The following is a 15,823-nucleotide window of genomic DNA, read 5'->3' on the forward strand; positions in this document are numbered from 1 at the left end:
AGGTGAGTTAACGGGCGTCGCAACAGATGGCACTGCGGACACGCTGAAGATCGACGTGGCGCCGACCGACGAGCATGGGATCCGCTGGCATACTTCGAAGATACTCTGGCTGTCCCGTATGTCCAAGACCGGGTCCAGAGTGTGGACTGTCCTAGCCCTGGCGCGGCCAGTCGAGCTCCGACTCCTTGGGCTTCTCCTCGACCTGGTGCTGGCAGTCGCACCAGGAGCCGCCGCGGCAGTCCTCGTGGCGTTTGTCCTTGCAGCTTTCACAGATCACGCTCGCATTATTCTCCTAGAACGTTGTTCGGGTTACGCTGGCGCGCGTGGAACTGATGTCCGGATTGCTCGACGACCTGCGGGCCGAGACCGCCTCATTCGAGGCGCTGCTGGCGCCCCTGCGGGATGACGACTGGGACAGGCCCACGCCCGCGGAGGGCTGGGCCGTCCGCGATCAGGTGAGCCATCTGGCCTGGTTCGACGACGCCGCCGTGCGGGCCGTGACCGATCCAGAGGCCCACGCCGCCGCGCTGGCCGCCTTCAGGTCGGTCGACGATCTCGTGCTGGACTCACGCGGCCTGTCGCCGGCCGAACTGCGCGAATGGTTCCTCACGGCGCGCGCCCGCAGCCTCGCGGCGTTCGCCACGCTCGGGGCGCGCGAGCGGGTGCCGTGGTTCGGGCCGGCGATGTCGGCCGCCTCCTTCGTCACCGCCCGGCTCATGGAGACGTGGGCACACGGGCAGGACGTGGCCGACGCGCTCGGCGTGGTCAGGAAGCCGACGGCGCGGCTGCGGCACGTGGCCACGATCGGGTTCAGGGCCAGGGCCTACAGCTTCGCCGTCCACGGGCTGCCCGAGCCCGGGGAGCCGGTGCGCGCGGAGCTGACCATGCCCGACGGCACCACCTGGACGACCGGGCCCGCCGACGCGGCCAGTGTCGTGCGCGGCGCCATCCTCGACTTCTGCCTGGTCGTCACCCAGCGGATCCACCTGGCCGACACCGCGCTGCGGCTCGAAGGGGAGCCCGCACGGGCCTGGATGCCCATCGCCCAGGCCTTCGCCGGCCCCCCTGGGAAGGGCCGGGACCCGGCGTGAGGCCCTCCGCCAAACCCCTGGAAATCCTGAGGCCGCAGGTCGGGGGAAGTTCAGGGTGTTGCCGGATGACGCGCGTCACTCTTTCGGTGACATGCTGTAAGTATGCGGACAATTTTGAACGTCATCTGGCTGGTCTTCGCCGGGATCTGGCTCGCGCTCGGCTACGCGCTGGCCGGAGTGATCTGCTGCATTCTGATCGTCACGATCCCGTTCGGCATCGCCTCGTTCAGGATCGCCGCCTACGCGCTGTGGCCGTTCGGAAGGACCGTCGTGCGCGACCCGGACGCGGGCGTGTTCTCCTTGATCGGCAACATCATCTGGTGCGTGGTCGCGGGCATCTGGCTGGCGATCGGGCACGTGATCACCTCGATCCCGCTGTTCATCTCGATCATCGGCATCCCCATGGGCATCGCCAACCTCAAACTGATCCCCGTATCGCTTCTTCCACTGGGAGCGCGCATCGTCGACAACGACTAGGGCAGTGGTGGCAGCGTAAGCTGTCCGGAAGAGCCACTGCGAATAACCCGTTCGCACGGAGCATTGAGCGTTGGGTGCCATGACCTCCACCGAAGCGTCCTCCCGACCTAAGAGGGGGCTCGTTTCCAACGCCCGGGCCAGGCTGAGCTGGGTGCTCGACACCAAGTCGTGGGCGATCGTGCGCGCGGCCACGAACGCCGGAGTCACCTACCGGGTGACCGGCCTGGCGGGCGAGGCCGCGTTCTTCGCGCTGCTGTCGCTGCCCCCGTTCGTGCTGGGCCTGATCGGCGTGCTGGGCAAGCTCGGCACCTGGCTCGGGCCCACGGTGGTCACACAGGTCAAGACGTGGGTGATCGACCAGGCGGGGCTGCTGTTCACCGAGGACGCGGTCCACAAGGTGATCACCCCGCTCCTCACCGACGTCCTCAGCGACGACGCCGGCAAGGTGTCGATCATCTCGCTGGGCTTCCTGCTGTCGCTCTGGTCCGGCTCCCGAGCCCTGTACGTCTACGTCGACCTCATCTCCGTCGCCTATGGCCTCGGCGAGGAGCGCGGCATCATCCGCACCAGGCTCATGTCGTTCGGCCTCTACGTCGTCGGCCTGCTCATCGGCATCATCGTCATGCCGATCCTGGTCGTCGGGCCGACGCTGCTCAAGGACGCCCTGCCCGCCGACTACGGCGTCATGGTCGACCTGCTCTACTGGCCCGTGGTGGTCGTCGGCTCTGTGCTGTTCCTGACCGTGCTCTACCACGTCAGCGTGCCGGTGCGGACCAAGTGGTACCGCGAGCTGCCAGGGGCGATCCTGGCGCTGTTCCTGTGGATCCTCTGCGCCGCCGTGCTGCGGGCCGTACTGGCCGCGTGGTTCTCGCCCGTCTCCGTGTACGGCTCGCTGGCCGCGCCCATCGCGCTGCTGCTGTGGCTCTACATCACCGCGCTGGCCGTGCTCATCGGGGCCATACTGAACGCCGAGGTCGATCGGCTCTGGCCGGGCGTCAGCCGCACCAAGTAGGGCCCGGGTTCCAGAAGTTCACGAAGAATGAGCTCCGTGCCGGATCCGCTATCGTCTGTAGCGAGACGCGACTGGCGCATTCGGTGGGATCGACCACCAGGGAGCGAAGAGCGCGGAGGCCGGGCGCCTGGGTCTTCGCTGACCGTCAACCATCACAGGGGAGTCATGAGTTCTCTCGCTAGCGTCGACCCGCAGCTCGCCGAGCTCATCCGGGCTGAGGAGCGGCGCCAGGCCGACACCGTCAAGCTCATCGCGTCTGAGAACTACGTGTCCAAGGCCGTGCTCGAGGCCACGGGCACGGTGCTGACCAACAAGTACTCCGAGGGCTACGCGGGCAAGCGCTACTACGAGGGCCAGCAGGTCATCGACCAGATCGAGACCCTGGCGATCGAGCGCGCCAAGGCCCTGTTCGGCGTCAACCACGCCAACGTCCAGCCCTACTCGGGCTCGCCCGCCAACCTCGCGATCTACATGGCCTTCCTGCAGCCCGGCGACACCGTGCTCGGCATGGGCCTGCCGTTCGGCGGCCACCTCACCCACGGCTGGTCGGTCTCGGCCACCGGCAAGTGGTTCAACCCGGTCCGCTACGGCGTTCGCCAGGACACCGGGCGCATCGACCTCGACGAGGTCCGTCAGCTCGCGCTGGAACACCGGCCCAAGCTGATCTTCTGCGGCGGCACCGCGATCCCGCGCACGATCGACTTCGAGGGCTTCGCCTCCATCGCCCGCGAGGTCGGGGCCGTGCTCGCGGCCGACATCGCCCACATCGCGGGGCTGGTCGCGGGCGGCGCCCACCCGTCCCCTGCCGGCCACGCCGACGTGATCTCCACGACCACCCACAAGACGCTGCGCGGCCCGCGCGGCGCCATGCTCATGGCGACCAGCGACGAGCACGCCACGGCGCTCAACAAGGCCGTCTTCCCCGGCCTGCAGGGCGGCCCCCACAACCACACCACCGCCGCCATCGCCGTCGCGCTCAAGGAAGCAGCCACCGACGAGTTCAAGACCTACGCCCACCAGGTCGTCGCCAACGCCAAGGCGCTCGCCGACGAGCTGGCCGCCCGCGGGTTCGACCTGGTCTCCGGCGGCACCGACAACCACCTGATCCTGCTCGACCTCACGCCCAAGGGCATCGGCGGCAAGCCGGCGGCCCAGGCGCTCGACCGGGCGGGGCTGGAGACCAACTACAACACGGTGCCGTTCGACACCCGCAAGCCGTTCGACCCGTCGGGCATCCGGATCGGCACGCCGTCCGTGACCTCGCGCGGGATGGGCGAGGCGGAGATGCGGCAGATCGGCGCCTGGATGGACGAGGTCGTCACCGCGCTCGCCAAGGGCGACGCCGAGGACGTCATCACCCGCGTCCACAACGAGGTCAGCGAGCTCACCGCGCAGTTCCCCGCTCCCGGAATTTAAGGGCTTTTCTTTCCTGTACGGCGGGCCTGGTTGGCGCCACCCGCTGTACAGGGCTGAGGGCCTCCAGGAATACGCAATCTGACCCCGCACAGGGTCGGCCGCCGCTACGGCGTCCTGTTGGCCCTCTCCGTGGTTTTCGCCGGCCGCCTTCAGGACGATGTGGTGCTCCGGGGCGTCTACGTAGGTTTTTGCCAGGCGGAAGATTGTGGCGTGGTTGATCGTGTGCTCTGGGGACGGGGCCGAGTCGTCCCCAGAGCGGCCTTCAGCCCAGGAAGAGGTAGTCGGCGCCGTAGGGGACCTTGATCTCCGTGCCTGGCGTGCAGGTGCCTGTGGGGGCGGCGCCGTTCGTGGTGTTCAGGCGGAGGATCTGGGTGGTGTGGGCCAGCAGGCCGCCCTTCGCGCCGGACTGGGTGGCGTCCAGGACCAGTTCGGGGATGTTGCCGTCGCCGTTCGGCGTTCTGGTGACGACCGCGCCGCGCACCGCGCTGCCGTCGGGGGCGATCCACTGCGGCGGGCCCGAGGACGGCGTCACGAACGAGTGGTCGATCTCGCGCCGCAGCTTGGCCGTCACGCCGAGCTGGGTGAAGGCGTAGCCGCCCGAGGGCTGCTGGGCGCAGGAGTAGATCTGCGAGCCGCGCAGCACCTCGGCCGTGAGGGCGCGCGGATGCGTGAACGGCCGGTCTGAGAGCTGTCCGCGGACGCTGTCGCCCAGGTTGACGTAGTAGCGGCCGGGGTCGGCGGCGATCCGCTTGACGACCTTGGCGGCGACCGGCGCCTGGCCCGCCACGCCCGTCAGGTTGTCCGGCAGGGCCCCGGCGAACAGGGCGGCCGCCACCGGCCCGTTCTTGCCGGGCGCGCCCTTGCGCAGGTACCCGCCGGTGACCGCGCCGAGACCCGACCAGGAGGCGGTGTAGGCGATGGAGGAGCCGTTCGGACGCAGCCACCACACGGCCTGGCCGTCCTGGTCGCCGCGCTTCTTGCCGTCGCTCTCCTGGATCCCCTGCCCGCCGTCGGCGTGTGCGGAGAGCGTGGCCTGGTCGCTGCCGTGCAGCACGCCGTTGAGGTCGATGGGCTTGCTCAGCCGGTGGAACTGGCCGCGTACCGCGCCCTTGGGGTGCGCGGCGTCGTGCAGGTTGGCGTAGAAGCCGCCGGGGTCGTCGACGAGCGACTTGACCAGTTCGGCGTCGGTCTTGACGGTGCCGGTGACGCCGAGGACGGTCTTGGGCAGCGGCTTGGTGAAGAAGTCGAGCTTGACGTCGCCGTTCGCGCCCTTGGCGCCCAGGTGGACGTGGCCGGCGGCAGGGGCGCCGATCTTGTTCCAGCGGGCCGCGAACGTGATCTCGTTCCCGCTGATCTTGAGCACGACCGTCGAGCGGCCGTCGGCGTCGCCCTTGGCGCCCACCTCGTTCGCGCCGCGCAGCCCGGCCGCGAGAAACACCTCGTCACCGGAGGCGGCCTGGGCGGGAGCGGGCACGGCGAACAGGGCGGAAGCTAACAGAACGCCAGGAAGAGTGATCTTTCGGATAGACATGATGAAACCTCTTAAAAGGCTTGATATTCCGGTTGGTACGGCAGGCAGTACGCGCCGGAGCCCGAGGAGGTTCAACGGAATCAACCCGTAAAAATACACATAAGGGATTGGGCATGAAAAAGCCCTCCCACCAGCGGCGGGAGGGCTTGGAAGGCCAGGGGTTCAGGCCTGGATGGTGAGCAGTTTCTTGCCTGTGGAGGTGACGACCTCGAAATGATCGACGTCCTTCAGCGGCGTGGCGCTGCCGCCATGCATGTAGAGCGGATCGGGCGAACCCGGCACTCCGTACCCGGCTGGAGGTACGGACCACCCGGTCATGATCCGCCGCTCTCCCGACTTGGAGACGGAGACCAGCTCACATTCCAAGGGCCCCTTGACGCCGGCCAGCTTGAGCGCCGCGTGGGTGCCCCAGCCCTTCGACTCGACCACCAGGCCGCCGGTCACCCCGTCCACGCCCTTGCCGTCGATCGGCTTGCCGTCGGCGTAGAACTGCTCGGCCGGGCCCATGTCGTGACCGTGCCCCTGCGCCGCGACCTGTGGCGCGCCGCCCCCCGAGAGCTGCGTGCCGATCGTCAGCCCGCCGGCCACCAGCGTGATCGCCGCCGCCAGCCCGATCACGAACGTCCCCCTGCGGGTGCGCTTGTCGGAGACTTTCGTCCGCCGCAGCAGGTCGATCACGGGCTCAGGCGAAGGGGGGCGCGGATCCTCGACGGGGCCGATGCCGTCCAGCGCGCTGGCCACGCCGGCCAGATCGGCCAGTTCGGCCCGGCAGGGGGCGCAGCCGAGCAGATGAGCCTCGAACGCCTGCCGGTCGTCCTCATCCAGTAGTCCGAGCGCGTAGGCGCCCACATCCGTGTGCTCGACCCTCGAAGTCACGCTGTCACCCCCCTCTCCTCCAGCGCGATACGCAGCGCGCGAACCGCGTAGTAAACCCGGGACTTCACGGTGCCCACCGGGATGCCGAGCGCCCGCGCGGCGTCGTTGACCGACCGGTCCCGCAGGATCGTCTCGTTGAGGATCTCGCGGTGTGCCGGCGACAACGCCTTCAGCGCCTCAGACACGACCACCTGGTGCAGCAGTCCCTCCATCTCGTCCGGCACGGGCATGCTCTCCAGCGGTCCGTCGCCCGACTCCTGGGGCCGGGCATCCCGGCGTCGCCGGTCATCGATCACGATACGTCTGGCAACCGTGGCGAGCCAGGGCATCAGCGAGACCGAATTCTGGTCAAGCTGGTCCGAACTTCTCCACGCTCGGATCATAGTCTCCTGCACCACGTCTTCCGCCCACTGCCGATCACCCGCCGTCAGCCTGATCACGAAGGCCAGTAAGGGCCTGTGATACTCCCGGTAGAGCGCGGACACGACGACCTCGTCGTCCGGCCGCACACGCCGGATCAAGTGCCTGAAGCGCGGCTTGCCCACCGGGGCCACTCCCTCGGCCGAGGGCGGGGGATACGTGCCGACTCGCATCATTCCCCTTTCTCGTGTCCGTCGGGAGGTGGTACGGCCAGTCGCCCAGGCAGGGTTCAACAAATCGGGTAATGAAATGTGATTGCGTCGCACAGGTCAGGTGCGTAAAGTCGCTCCGGAATCGATCGAGGAGGTGAGGACTATGCGGGTCGTCCCGTTCACGCTGTCGTCCGTCCACCTCCGGGAGCTCCGCTGAGCTGCCCGTTCCTTCTCGATCAAAGGTTTCACCACGTTGTACAACGATCTTTCTCCGCTCGGCTGGGCCGATTCCCGCGCCGCCGAGCTGCCCGCTGACACCGTCCCCGCCCGCGTGGCGCGCGTCGACCGAGGCGCCGCCGAGGTGATCGCCGCCGATGGTCAGATGTCGGTCAAGTACAGTGCCCGTGTGCGCCGTGCCTCGGCGGCCGACCCGCTCGAACTGCCCTGCGTCGGCGACTGGGTCGCGCTCAGGCGGCTGCCGGAGGGCCGCCACGAGCTCGACGAGGTCCTGCCGAGGACGACCGCGTTCATCAGGGGCGGCGTGAGCCGTTCACTGGGGGGCGGCCTTTCCGGCGACGGCCAGGGCCAGGTGCTCGCGGCCAACGTCGACGTCGTCTTCGTGGCCGAGCCGTCCATGCACGGCGGCGACTTCGCCGACCTCGGCCGCATCGAACGCCTCGTCGCGCTGGCCTGGGAGTCCGGCGCCACGCCCGTCGTGCTCGTCACCAAGGCCGACCTGTTCGAGCAGGGCCTCGACCACCTGCTCGCCGACGTGCGCGTGGCCGCGCCGGGCATCGACGTGCACCCGGTTTCCCCGCTGCACGGCGACGGGGTGTCCCTCGCCGCGGGTTACCTCGAAGGCTCCCGTACGGCCGTCATCCTCGGCCCCTCGGGCGCGGGCAAGTCCACCCTGGTCAACGCCCTGGCCGGGAGCACGGTCATGGAGACCCAGCAGGTACGCGCCGGCGACGGGCGCGGCCGGCACACCACCGTGCACCGGGAGCTGATCCCGCTGCCCGGCGGCGGGATCGTCATCGACACGCCCGGCATCCGCAGCATCGGCATGTACGACATCGGCGACGGCGTCGACCGGGTCTTCGCCGACATCGAGTCGCTGGCCGAACGGTGCAGGTTCGGCGACTGCGGGCACCTCAGCGAGCCCGGCTGCGCCGTGCTGGCCGCCCTGGAGAGCGGGGAGCTGCCGGAGCGGCGGCTGACGAGCTGGCGCAAGCTGCAGCGGGAGGCGGCCTGGATGGCGTCCAGGACGGACGCCCGGCTGCGCAAGGAGCAGCAGAACAAATGGAAGGTGATCGACAAGGAGATGCGCCGCTCCAGCCGCAACCGCCCCTGACGCCACGCCCGCCACGCCCGCCCCGATAGGGCGGCCCTGAGCAGGGCGCGAGGAGCGCGTGTCAGCGGGTAGGCACAGGTCATGGAGCTTTTCGCAGACCGGGCAGAGGCGGGGGCGTTGCTCGCCGAGCGGCTGCGGGACGCGCGCGACCCCGTCCTGCTGGCGCTGCCCAGAGGCGGGGTCGCGGTGGCGGCGCCCATCGCGCGCCGGCTCGGCACCCAACTGGAGGTGCTCGTCACCAGGAAGATCGGCTATCCGCCGGCGCCGGAGCTGGGCGTCGGCGCGATGGCCGAGGGCGGGGAGCCGGTGTTCGACCTGCGGTTGCTGCACCGGCTCGGCCTGACGCCCGAGTCCGTCGCGGGCGTGGTCGAGCGGGAGCGGCGCGAGCTGGCCCGCAGGGTGCGCACGTACCGGGGCGATCGTCCGCTGCCCTCGATCGAGGGCCGTGAGGTGATCGTGGTGGACGACGGCCTGGCCACGGGTGGCACCGCGCGGGCCGCGCTCAGGGCCGTCAGGGCGGCCAAGCCCGCCAAGGTGACGCTGGCCGTGCCGGTCGGCGCGCGCGAAACCGTGATGTCGCTGCGGGAGGAGGCCGACGAGGTGGTGGTGCTGCGGGAGCCGGTCGACTTCAGGGCCGTGGGCCAGTGGTACGAGCACTTCGACCAGCTCAGCGACGACGACGTGCTCGAACTGCTCGGCAGGGGATGACCGGCGGGCCTCAGCAGGCGAGTATCGCCCAGACCTGCTTGCGCGCGCCGCCGGGGGAGACCCATCCCCACGTGGAGCACAGGGCGTCGATGAGCCGCAGCCCCCGCCCGAACTCGGCGTACACGTCGGCCGTCGAGGCCATCGGCACCGATCGGCTGTGATCGGTCACCACACATGCCAACTGGGTCTGGTACGACAGCAACCTGAGCTGAACGGCCCCGCCCCCGTGCCGCATGGCGTTGGTGACCAGCTCCGAGACCACGAGCTGAGCGTCGAAGGCGAATTCGAGCACGCCCCACGAGCCGAGCGTCTGATCGACGAACTTCCTGGCCGTCGCCACGCAGGCGGGCTCCAGGGCGGTGCGTTGATGGAAAGGGAACACCGCGTCGCACGCACCGGCGTGGCCGTCGAGCAGAATGGACGATAGCCATCCTGGTGGCCGGGAACCGATGACGGCTTGCGGCCGAGCGTCGAAAGTCGTCATTCAGGCCCCCGAAGCGCGGTCTGGTGATCCAATGCCCATCTTTACGGGGAGTGCTTACCAATGCAAGACTTTTCGTGGTTTACGGATGCAGATCGCATCTGCACGTGCAGATGATCTAGGAGCGGCAAGGTGAGCGCAGAGAGCGCGGAAGGGAAGCTTCTCAGCCATTCGCCGGGAAGCCCGACGGTGCTGCGGATCCTGCTGGGGACCCAACTGCGCAGGCTCCGCACGGAGAAGGGTATCTCGCGCGAGGACGCCGGGTACTCGATTCGCGCATCTCACGCCAAGATCAGTCGGCTGGAGCTCGGCCAGGTCAGCTTCAAGCAGCGCGACGTGGCCGATCTGCTGACCCTGTACGGGGTCAGCGACCCCGCGGAACGCGAGCCGCTGCTCGCCCTGGCCGAACAGGCCAACGCCCCCGGATGGTGGCACAACTACGGCGATCTGCTGCCTCCATGGTTCGAGGTCTACATCGGTCTGGAGGGCGCCGCCTCCAGCATCCGCACCTACGAGAACCAGTTCGTGCCGGGGCTGCTGCAGACCCCCGCCTACGCCAGGGCCGTCATCGAACTGGCCCACGAGAGGGCCACGAAGGCCGAGCTCGACCGGCGGGTGAAGCTGCGCACCATCCGGCAGGACCGGTTGGAGAGTGGGTTGACGCTATGGGCGGTGATCGACGAGGCCGTGGTCCGCCGGATGCTGGGCGGCCCGGAGACGATGCGCGAGCAGATCGGTCATCTTCTGGACGTGACGGCCGAACGCAACGTCACCGTCCAGATCATGCCGTTCGAGCGCGGCGGCCACGCGGCGGCCGGCGGCCCGTTCAGCATCCTGCGCTTCCCGGAGCGCGAGCTGCCCGACGTCGTCTACATGGAGCAGCTCACCAGTGCCCTCTACCTGGATAAACCCGCCGATTCCGACCACTACATGGAGGTCATGGACCGGCTCAGCATCCAGGCGGAGGAGCCCAAGGTGACCAGGCGGTTCTTGGAGCGCCTGATTTCCCGATGAGCTGCGGATACCTCTGTGATCCACTGCATATCGGGAATTTTGGCTGTCCTTTATATGGGGAACAGCCCCCTGCCGTATTGTCGCTTCGCAAATGCGGATGCACGTGCATCCGTAAGATCGCGAGGAGTGTCGCCCCCATGCATGAGTTCCGGAACGGAACGTCCGCCGGCCGCCTTCCCGTCGTCTGGCGCAAGAGCAAGCGGAGCAACCCCAACGGCAACTGCGTGGAAGTCGCGAACCTGCCCACCGGGGAGATAGCCATGCGAAACTCACGCTTCCCCGAAGGGCCGGCGCTGGTGTACACGCGCGCGGAGATCACCGCATTCGTCCTCGGGGCCAAGGACGGCGAGTTCGACGACCTGATCGTCTGACCGGCTCGGCGGGCCGCTGGTTCTGCTGTGACCGGCGGCCCGCCGTGGCTCACCGGTAGACGCGGGGGTCGGCCTTGAGGCCGTGCGTCAAGCGGATGGTGATGAACTCGTTGTCGTCCGGCTTGCCGGGCGTGCGCCCGTTGGAGAAGGGGAAGTTGTTGTCGTCGAGGACGGCGAGCGTGCGGTCGTCCAGGATGGCCACGTCCTCGATCGTCTGGAACGGGAACCTGAACGTCCCCGGCGCCCCGCCGAGCCCGCGCGGGTCGGCGATGTCGAGCAGGTCGGCGACTAGCGTCTTGTCCAGCGCGCCGTCACGGTCCTTGTCCCGCATGTCGGCCAGGTAGAGCCGCTTGACCTTGGCGGCCTCGCCCTGCAGGTTGTCGCGCTCGATGATCAGCAGACGGTCCGCGTCGACCGCGATCGCGTCGCCGATGGCGTGGGAGGGGTCGTCCAGCTTGTAGGTCCACCGCCGCTCGGTGTAGGCGCGCTTGCGCAGGTCGAACTCGTGCAGCCGCAGCGTCCCCGCGGGATCGCCGCTCACCGTGCCCTCCAGCAGCGGGTAGAGCTTGCGCCCGTCCACGGACCTGGCCATGCCCTCGAAGCCCTTGCTGCTGCCGAGGTTCGGCTGGCCGCCGTTCAGGTACGGGTTCTCGGGGGCCTTGACGCCGGGCAACTCGATCGGGGCCTCCATCAGGCGGCCCTTCTGGTCGAAGTGCAGCAGGAACGGGCCGAACTCGTCGCCGATCCAGTGGGTGCCGTCCTGCGTCCGCACGATCGACTCGACGTCGAAGTCGGCGCCGGTCAGCGTACGGTCCTGCCTGGTCAGGGCGAAGGGCACCAGCCCGCGCGGGTCGGTCAGGTTGAAGCCGCCGAGCACCTGGACGCTCTTGGCCTTGAAGTCGGGCTTGACGCGGTGGACGCGCAGCAGGAAGTCCGAGCTGTTGGCCTTGTTGCCGTAGCCGTTGTCGGACAGCACCTCGTAGGTGCCGTCGTGGCGGCGCACGATGCCGCTGAAGCCCTGGACGGGCTGCCCGGGGAAGGGCGGGGTGAGCCCGTTGACCGGGTCGGTGCCCAGCAGCGACCCGGAGGGCTCGCTGCCGGGGACGTAGGTCTGGGCGGGCAGCGACGCGAACCCGGTCAGCGTGGCCCGGCCGAACTCGGGGCGGTCGTGGCGCCCTGGCTCCGGATCGGCGGCGGCCGGCGCGGCCAGGGAGAGCACCGTGGCGCCGGCGCAGATCAGGATGGCGATGCGTTTCATGCCGGGCACCCTAGGGTGGGCAAATGACGCGATCCCGAACAGACGGCAACAGATAATGACGAATGGGCGTCGGGAGCGGCCATGTCGCCTCGGCACTGCCGCGGGAATGAGAAAAGCCCCGGAGGACCAGGGCATCGGATGGTGTGCTTGATCAGGCAGTTGTCCCGACCGGGTTCGCCGGAGCCTGCGCGTGGAGGGCCAGGCTCCGGTTCATCGGGACAACTGCTTGATCACGCGATGATCGTGTTTGCTGCCGGGTGTGTCAGGCGGCGGAGATGCCGGCGCTGGCCGCGCGGCGCATACGACGCCGACGCTCGGAGGCGCGCTCGTCTTCGTTGAGGCCGCCCCACGTGCCGTACTTCTCCGGACGGGACAGCGCGTAGTCTAGGCACTCGGTGCGAACGGGGCACTGGGCGCAGATCGCCTTGGCCTTCCGCTCACGTACGTCACGCTCGGGCTGCCGCTCCCCGTCGGGGCCGAAGAAGAGCACGAGGTCCTCACCCCGGCACGCGGCATCATCCTGCCAACCCCAACTGGGGCGCGGGCGGGCGAGCTGCCGACGTACCTGAGACATGAGAAAACCACCTTCGTGAGAGGTATTTCGGTAATTGAGCCGCATTGGACGCTTTTGGCGTCACTGTTCCAACGCAAGTTAGGGCCGTGATGTTCCCTGATCAGGCGAGGGCGGGCGTGGCGTACCGCACAGGCGTGAGCCTGTCCAGCGAAACCAGCCGGTAGGTGGTGATCGTCTCGGCGCAAGCCGTACCACACGGTGCTGTGAACACCGATGGCTCAACCACAACCTGGAACCGGACGTCGCCGCAGCGCACGATGGCTTCGGTGACGTCGCCGTCCGACCTGGAGGATTCCACGGCCACTGCGCCGACAGAACACTCTCCCGTATGGGCTCGGGCGAAGTGCTCGACGGCCTGCAATGGCTCAGGGATGCCTGCGCGTCCCCGGTAACGGTCGAGAATGATCTCGCCCGACCGGTACGCGTTAGCCGCTGCCAGTGCAGCAGCCTGAGACATGCTGCCGTAGAAAATTCCGTGTGGCAAGCACACGAGGTTGGCGGCGTAGCGATCGCCGCCAACGTGTGACGTTTCCCATACTCTGTCGGGCAGCGATTCGGCCAGCGACCGAGCGAGGGGTAGTCCAATGCGGGCGCAGCACGCATTGCGCTTGGCGTGCGTGCAGACCAGAAATACCGGCTCGTCTTCAAGTATGCAGGACCCGGGGACCACTCCGGCCACGAGCGCGTCCAGGTCAAGATCGTCAGGACCTGCGACGACGCCGCTCGCCAACCAGGGACGATCGCCCGCCGCGTGGGCCACTAGCACACGGATCCCCTGCTCCTGCGGGCGGGTCCGCTTTCCCGGCCGGCGGATCAACTGGGGCCTGATACCGCGTTCGAGCGCCCTGCGTACGAGTTCTGAGATTTTTTCAGGAAGTTCAAAGCTTTCGAGGTGTGACGGCCACGCTCCGGAGTACTCGATGAGCAGCCAGAGCCGGGCTCCCACGGTGGCGCTGGCCAGCGTGGGCACCTCCCCGGTGTGACACCCGACCGGATGCTCGCAACCCCTGGCCAACGCCGCTCTCCCCCTTCGCCACCGAATTAGGTAAGACTAACCTAACGTCATGGCGAGGTCAGAGGCGGGGGATTCGCTCAAATACCTTCCGTGCCGCCGGCAGGGCGCGGTCTCTGTCTTGTTTGACCAGGCCGATCCTCGTCCTCCTGTCCAGCAGGTCGCCCTCGTCGAGCGCGCCCTCGTGCCGGGCCGACCAGAGCAGCTCGCCCTCGGTGACGCCGAGCCCGGCCTCCTCCGGATGGGCCTCGGCGAGCTCCTGGACGGCCGCGGCCTCGCTGCCGTACCGGTCGGTCAGGCGCGGCGGCACCCCGGCGGGCAGGGGACCGGCTCCGACGAGCGGGAGCTTGCGCGTACGGCAGCGGCCCGCCCGGAGGTCTCTGGACGAGACCGCGCGATCGACCGCGTCCTCCGCCATGCGGCGATATGTCGTCAGTTTGCCCCCGACCACGGTCACGATCCCGCCCTCCGACAGCACCGCGTGGCTTCGCGACAGGTCGGCCGAGCGCCCGTCGGCCGCCAGAAGGGGCCTGAGACCCGCGTAGGAGCCCGCAACCGCCTCAGGGGTCACCTGGGTCTCAAGAACCCCGTTCAGTAGCTTCAGAAGGGCTCTCACGTCCTCCTCGGGTACTTCGGGGACGTCGGGCACCGGCCCGTCCACGGGTTCGTCCGTCAGGCCGACGTGGACGCGGCCGTCGCGCTGGGGGAGTACGAGCGCGAATCGGCTGGTCTCTCCGGGAACGGGCAGATGCAGGCCGGCGATCAGCCCGGGAAGCGTCCCCGGCGCCAGCACGAGGTGGGAACCGCGGGAGGGCCGCAGCTTCACCTGGGGGTCCAGGGTGCCGGCCCACACGCCCGTCGCGTTGATCACCGCCCTGGCGCGGAGGGTGAACTCCTCGCCGGTCAGCTCGTCGCGCACCCGCGCGCCGTGGTCGGTGAGCCGCAGGGCGCGGCAGCGGGTGAGCACGCGGGCCCCGTGCGCGGCGGCGGTCCTGGCGATCGCCACCACCAGGCGGGCGTCGTCGAGCAGGCGGCCGTCCCACGACAGCAGCGCGCCGCGCAGGCCCTCGGCGTTCAGCACGGGGGCCAGGGTGCGGGCGCGGGCCGCGTTCAGGCGTGTGGGGCCAGGCAGCAGGCGGCGCGGCGTGCGGGCGGCGGCGCGTAGCCCGTCGCCGAGCCGGTAGCCGGCCATCACCAGGGCGGCCTGCCGCCGCGAGACCTCCTCGGTCAGCGGCAGCAGGTACGGGTGCGCCTTGACCAGGTGCGGAGCCGTCGTACGCAGGAGGACGCCGCGCTCGGCCGCGCTCTCGTAGGCGACGCCGGCCTGCCCCCTGGCCAGGTAGCGCAGACCGCCGTGGATCAGCTTGGAGCTCCACCTGGACGTCCCGAACGCCAGGTCGTGCGCGTCGATAGCCGCCACGCTCAACCCCCGGGACGCGGCGTCGAGCGCGGCCCCCGCGCCGGTCGCGCCGAGCCCCACCACCAGCACGTCCATCCGCTCCTCCGCGACCTCGCGCAGTTCGCGGGCTCTTCTGCGGGCGTTGAGTGAGCTACTCGCCAAGGTAGGCCTCCAACAGGGCGGCGAGCTCGGCGTCGAGCTCGTCCATCGTCACGGGGTCGAGCATGGTGGGCGCCGAGAGCAGGAACGACTGCGCCACCAGCAGCACCGCCCTGGCCCTGCGCGCATCGCCGAGTGCCCGCTCCAGCACCTCGAGGACGGCCTCATGGCCGGCGCCCCGCCGGTCGAGCAGGTAGGGCAGGAGCAGCTCGGGGTCCGCCTCCACGATCTTCCGCCACAACGGGTGCCCGCGCAGCCCCCGCACCCCCGCGACGGCCGCGCGCACCGGGTCGGACATGTCCAGCGCCTCGACGAGGCTGACCCACTCCCTGGTCATCAAGTCCGCGACCAGCGTGCGCACGTCGGGCCAGCGCCGGTAGATGGTCATCCTGGACACCCCGGCCCTGCGCGCCACGTCGGTGAGGGTCGTCCTGCGCACTCCGTAGGCCAGCACGCAGTCGCGGGCCGCGTCCAGAACGCCGTCATTGTGACGAATCGACGTCATATGTCACAGTGTAAGC

Annotated in this window: 19 protein-coding genes and 1 riboswitch; of the genes, 8 read left to right on the top strand and 11 right to left on the bottom strand. The window is 69.2% G+C overall.

Annotation, left to right across the window (positions count from 1 at the left end; translation table 11 throughout):
• Positions 1-7: 7 nt before the first annotated feature.
• Together ACFOY2_RS20955 and ACFOY2_RS20960 are read right to left on the bottom strand one after the other, a co-directional pair.
• Entirely contained in the window at positions 8-91 is an 84-nt protein-coding gene (locus ACFOY2_RS20955; RefSeq protein WP_311132608.1) for a putative leader peptide, read from the bottom strand.
• Between the two features lie 60 nt (positions 92-151).
• Positions 152-277, bottom strand: coding sequence for a hypothetical protein (locus ACFOY2_RS20960; RefSeq protein WP_357804948.1), 126 nt, complete (start codon positions 275-277; stop codon positions 152-154).
• A 55-nt stretch (positions 278-332) separates the two neighbouring features.
• Here ACFOY2_RS20960 and ACFOY2_RS20965 point away from each other — a divergent pair, with 55 nt between their 5' ends.
• From ACFOY2_RS20965 to glyA, 4 genes are all read left to right on the top strand, one after another.
• Positions 333-1,091 carry a TIGR03084 family metal-binding protein gene (locus ACFOY2_RS20965; protein WP_379529938.1) on the top strand — a complete coding sequence of 253 codons (759 nt, stop codon included), beginning with the start codon at positions 333-335 and terminating at the stop codon, positions 1,089-1,091.
• A gap of 102 nt (positions 1,092-1,193) precedes the next feature.
• Positions 1,194-1,568, top strand: coding sequence for a YccF domain-containing protein (locus ACFOY2_RS20970; RefSeq protein ID WP_357804952.1), 375 nt, complete (start codon positions 1,194-1,196; stop codon positions 1,566-1,568).
• A gap of 79 nt (positions 1,569-1,647) precedes the next feature.
• Positions 1,648-2,580 carry a YihY/virulence factor BrkB family protein gene (locus ACFOY2_RS20975; protein ID WP_379529742.1) on the top strand — a complete coding sequence of 311 codons (933 nt, stop codon included), beginning with the start codon at positions 1,648-1,650 and terminating at the stop codon, positions 2,578-2,580.
• 57 nt (positions 2,581-2,637) lie between these two features.
• Positions 2,638-2,720, top strand: a riboswitch (ZMP/ZTP riboswitch).
• 25 nt (positions 2,721-2,745) lie between these two features.
• Entirely contained in the window at positions 2,746-3,996 is a 1,251-nt protein-coding gene (gene glyA / locus ACFOY2_RS20980; RefSeq protein WP_379529743.1) for a serine hydroxymethyltransferase, read from the top strand.
• Between the two features lie 262 nt (positions 3,997-4,258).
• Here glyA and ACFOY2_RS20985 read toward each other — a convergent pair whose 3' ends face one another.
• From ACFOY2_RS20985 to ACFOY2_RS20995, 3 genes are all read right to left on the bottom strand, one after another.
• On the bottom strand, positions 4,259-5,527 hold the full coding sequence (locus ACFOY2_RS20985) for a CHRD domain-containing protein (protein WP_379529744.1): 1,269 nt from the start codon (positions 5,525-5,527) through the stop codon (positions 4,259-4,261).
• Positions 5,528-5,689: 162 nt separating this feature from the next.
• Positions 5,690-6,403 carry an anti-sigma factor family protein gene (locus tag ACFOY2_RS20990; protein ID WP_379529745.1) on the bottom strand — a complete coding sequence of 238 codons (714 nt, stop codon included), beginning with the start codon at positions 6,401-6,403 and terminating at the stop codon, positions 5,690-5,692.
• Complete coding sequence (locus tag ACFOY2_RS20995; protein WP_379529939.1) at positions 6,400-6,996, bottom strand: sigma-70 family RNA polymerase sigma factor; 597 nt, start codon at positions 6,994-6,996, stop codon at positions 6,400-6,402. The genes ACFOY2_RS20990 and ACFOY2_RS20995 overlap by 4 nt, the downstream gene beginning before the upstream one ends.
• A gap of 232 nt (positions 6,997-7,228) precedes the next feature.
• Between ACFOY2_RS20995 and rsgA the strand changes: the two genes are divergently transcribed.
• Positions 7,229-8,326 (top strand): ribosome small subunit-dependent GTPase A, encoded by a 1,098-nt coding sequence (gene rsgA, locus ACFOY2_RS21000; protein WP_379529746.1) that lies wholly within the window; start codon positions 7,229-7,231, stop codon positions 8,324-8,326.
• A gap of 81 nt (positions 8,327-8,407) precedes the next feature.
• Positions 8,408-9,034 (top strand): phosphoribosyltransferase, encoded by a 627-nt coding sequence (locus ACFOY2_RS21005; RefSeq protein ID WP_379529747.1) that lies wholly within the window; start codon positions 8,408-8,410, stop codon positions 9,032-9,034.
• Positions 9,035-9,044: 10 nt separating this feature from the next.
• Here the strand turns inward: ACFOY2_RS21005 and ACFOY2_RS21010 are convergent, their stop codons facing one another.
• Positions 9,045-9,518: an ATP-binding protein gene (locus tag ACFOY2_RS21010; protein ID WP_379529748.1), complete on the bottom strand. Its 474-nt coding sequence runs from the start codon at positions 9,516-9,518 to the stop codon at positions 9,045-9,047.
• Between the two features lie 129 nt (positions 9,519-9,647).
• Here ACFOY2_RS21010 and ACFOY2_RS21015 point away from each other — a divergent pair, with 129 nt between their 5' ends.
• Together ACFOY2_RS21015 and ACFOY2_RS21020 are read left to right on the top strand one after the other, a co-directional pair.
• On the top strand, positions 9,648-10,529 hold the full coding sequence (locus tag ACFOY2_RS21015) for a helix-turn-helix domain-containing protein (RefSeq protein WP_379529749.1): 882 nt from the start codon (positions 9,648-9,650) through the stop codon (positions 10,527-10,529).
• Positions 10,530-10,666: 137 nt separating this feature from the next.
• Complete coding sequence (locus tag ACFOY2_RS21020) at positions 10,667-10,900, top strand: DUF397 domain-containing protein (protein ID WP_357804998.1); 234 nt, start codon at positions 10,667-10,669, stop codon at positions 10,898-10,900.
• Positions 10,901-10,949: 49 nt separating this feature from the next.
• On the opposite strand, the gene ACFOY2_RS21025 is transcribed toward ACFOY2_RS21020, so the two are convergent.
• The 5 genes from ACFOY2_RS21025 to ACFOY2_RS21045 all read right to left on the bottom strand — a co-directional run bounded on the left by ACFOY2_RS21025 (position 10,950) and on the right by ACFOY2_RS21045 (position 15,807).
• Entirely contained in the window at positions 10,950-12,158 is a 1,209-nt protein-coding gene (locus ACFOY2_RS21025; RefSeq protein WP_379529750.1) for an esterase-like activity of phytase family protein, read from the bottom strand.
• Positions 12,159-12,420: 262 nt separating this feature from the next.
• A complete protein-coding gene (locus ACFOY2_RS21030; protein WP_101784355.1) occupies positions 12,421-12,732 on the bottom strand; it encodes a WhiB family transcriptional regulator in 312 nt (103 codons plus the stop codon).
• Between the two features lie 100 nt (positions 12,733-12,832).
• Positions 12,833-13,702: a sucrase ferredoxin gene (locus ACFOY2_RS21035; protein ID WP_379529751.1), complete on the bottom strand. Its 870-nt coding sequence runs from the start codon at positions 13,700-13,702 to the stop codon at positions 12,833-12,835.
• A 103-nt stretch (positions 13,703-13,805) separates the two neighbouring features.
• Positions 13,806-15,305, bottom strand: coding sequence for a glycerol-3-phosphate dehydrogenase/oxidase (locus tag ACFOY2_RS21040; protein ID WP_379529752.1), 1,500 nt, complete (start codon positions 15,303-15,305; stop codon positions 13,806-13,808).
• On the bottom strand, positions 15,295-15,807 hold the full coding sequence (locus ACFOY2_RS21045) for a TetR/AcrR family transcriptional regulator (RefSeq protein WP_379529753.1): 513 nt from the start codon (positions 15,805-15,807) through the stop codon (positions 15,295-15,297). The genes ACFOY2_RS21040 and ACFOY2_RS21045 overlap by 11 nt, the downstream gene beginning before the upstream one ends.
• Positions 15,808-15,823: the final 16 nt, after the last annotated feature.

The sequence above is a fragment of the Nonomuraea purpurea genome (assembly GCF_042650645.1).
In the GTDB taxonomy this organism is placed as follows: domain Bacteria; phylum Actinomycetota; class Actinomycetes; order Streptosporangiales; family Streptosporangiaceae; genus Nonomuraea; species Nonomuraea purpurea.

What these genes read in the sequence shown, in the direction of transcription:
- ACFOY2_RS20955 (WP_311132608.1), bottom strand. Translation starts at nt 91, where the DNA reads ATGCCAGCGGATCCCATGCTCGTCGGTCGGCGCCACGTCGATCTTCAG.
- ACFOY2_RS20965 (WP_379529938.1), top strand. Translation starts at nt 333, where the DNA reads ATGTCCGGATTGCTCGACGACCTGCGGGCCGAGACCGCCTCATTCGAG.
- ACFOY2_RS20970 (WP_357804952.1), top strand. Translation starts at nt 1,194, where the DNA reads ATGCGGACAATTTTGAACGTCATCTGGCTGGTCTTCGCCGGGATCTGG.
- ACFOY2_RS20975 (WP_379529742.1), top strand. Translation starts at nt 1,648, where the DNA reads ATGACCTCCACCGAAGCGTCCTCCCGACCTAAGAGGGGGCTCGTTTCC.
- glyA (WP_379529743.1), top strand. Translation starts at nt 2,746, where the DNA reads ATGAGTTCTCTCGCTAGCGTCGACCCGCAGCTCGCCGAGCTCATCCGG.
- ACFOY2_RS20985 (WP_379529744.1), bottom strand. Translation starts at nt 5,527, where the DNA reads ATGTCTATCCGAAAGATCACTCTTCCTGGCGTTCTGTTAGCTTCCGCC.
- ACFOY2_RS20995 (WP_379529939.1), bottom strand. Translation starts at nt 6,996, where the DNA reads ATGCGAGTCGGCACGTATCCCCCGCCCTCGGCCGAGGGAGTGGCCCCG.
- ACFOY2_RS21005 (WP_379529747.1), top strand. Translation starts at nt 8,408, where the DNA reads ATGGAGCTTTTCGCAGACCGGGCAGAGGCGGGGGCGTTGCTCGCCGAG.
- ACFOY2_RS21010 (WP_379529748.1), bottom strand. Translation starts at nt 9,518, where the DNA reads ATGACGACTTTCGACGCTCGGCCGCAAGCCGTCATCGGTTCCCGGCCA.
- ACFOY2_RS21020 (WP_357804998.1), top strand. Translation starts at nt 10,667, where the DNA reads ATGCATGAGTTCCGGAACGGAACGTCCGCCGGCCGCCTTCCCGTCGTC.
- ACFOY2_RS21025 (WP_379529750.1), bottom strand. Translation starts at nt 12,158, where the DNA reads ATGAAACGCATCGCCATCCTGATCTGCGCCGGCGCCACGGTGCTCTCC.
- ACFOY2_RS21030 (WP_101784355.1), bottom strand. Translation starts at nt 12,732, where the DNA reads ATGTCTCAGGTACGTCGGCAGCTCGCCCGCCCGCGCCCCAGTTGGGGT.
- ACFOY2_RS21045 (WP_379529753.1), bottom strand. Translation starts at nt 15,807, where the DNA reads ATGACGTCGATTCGTCACAATGACGGCGTTCTGGACGCGGCCCGCGAC.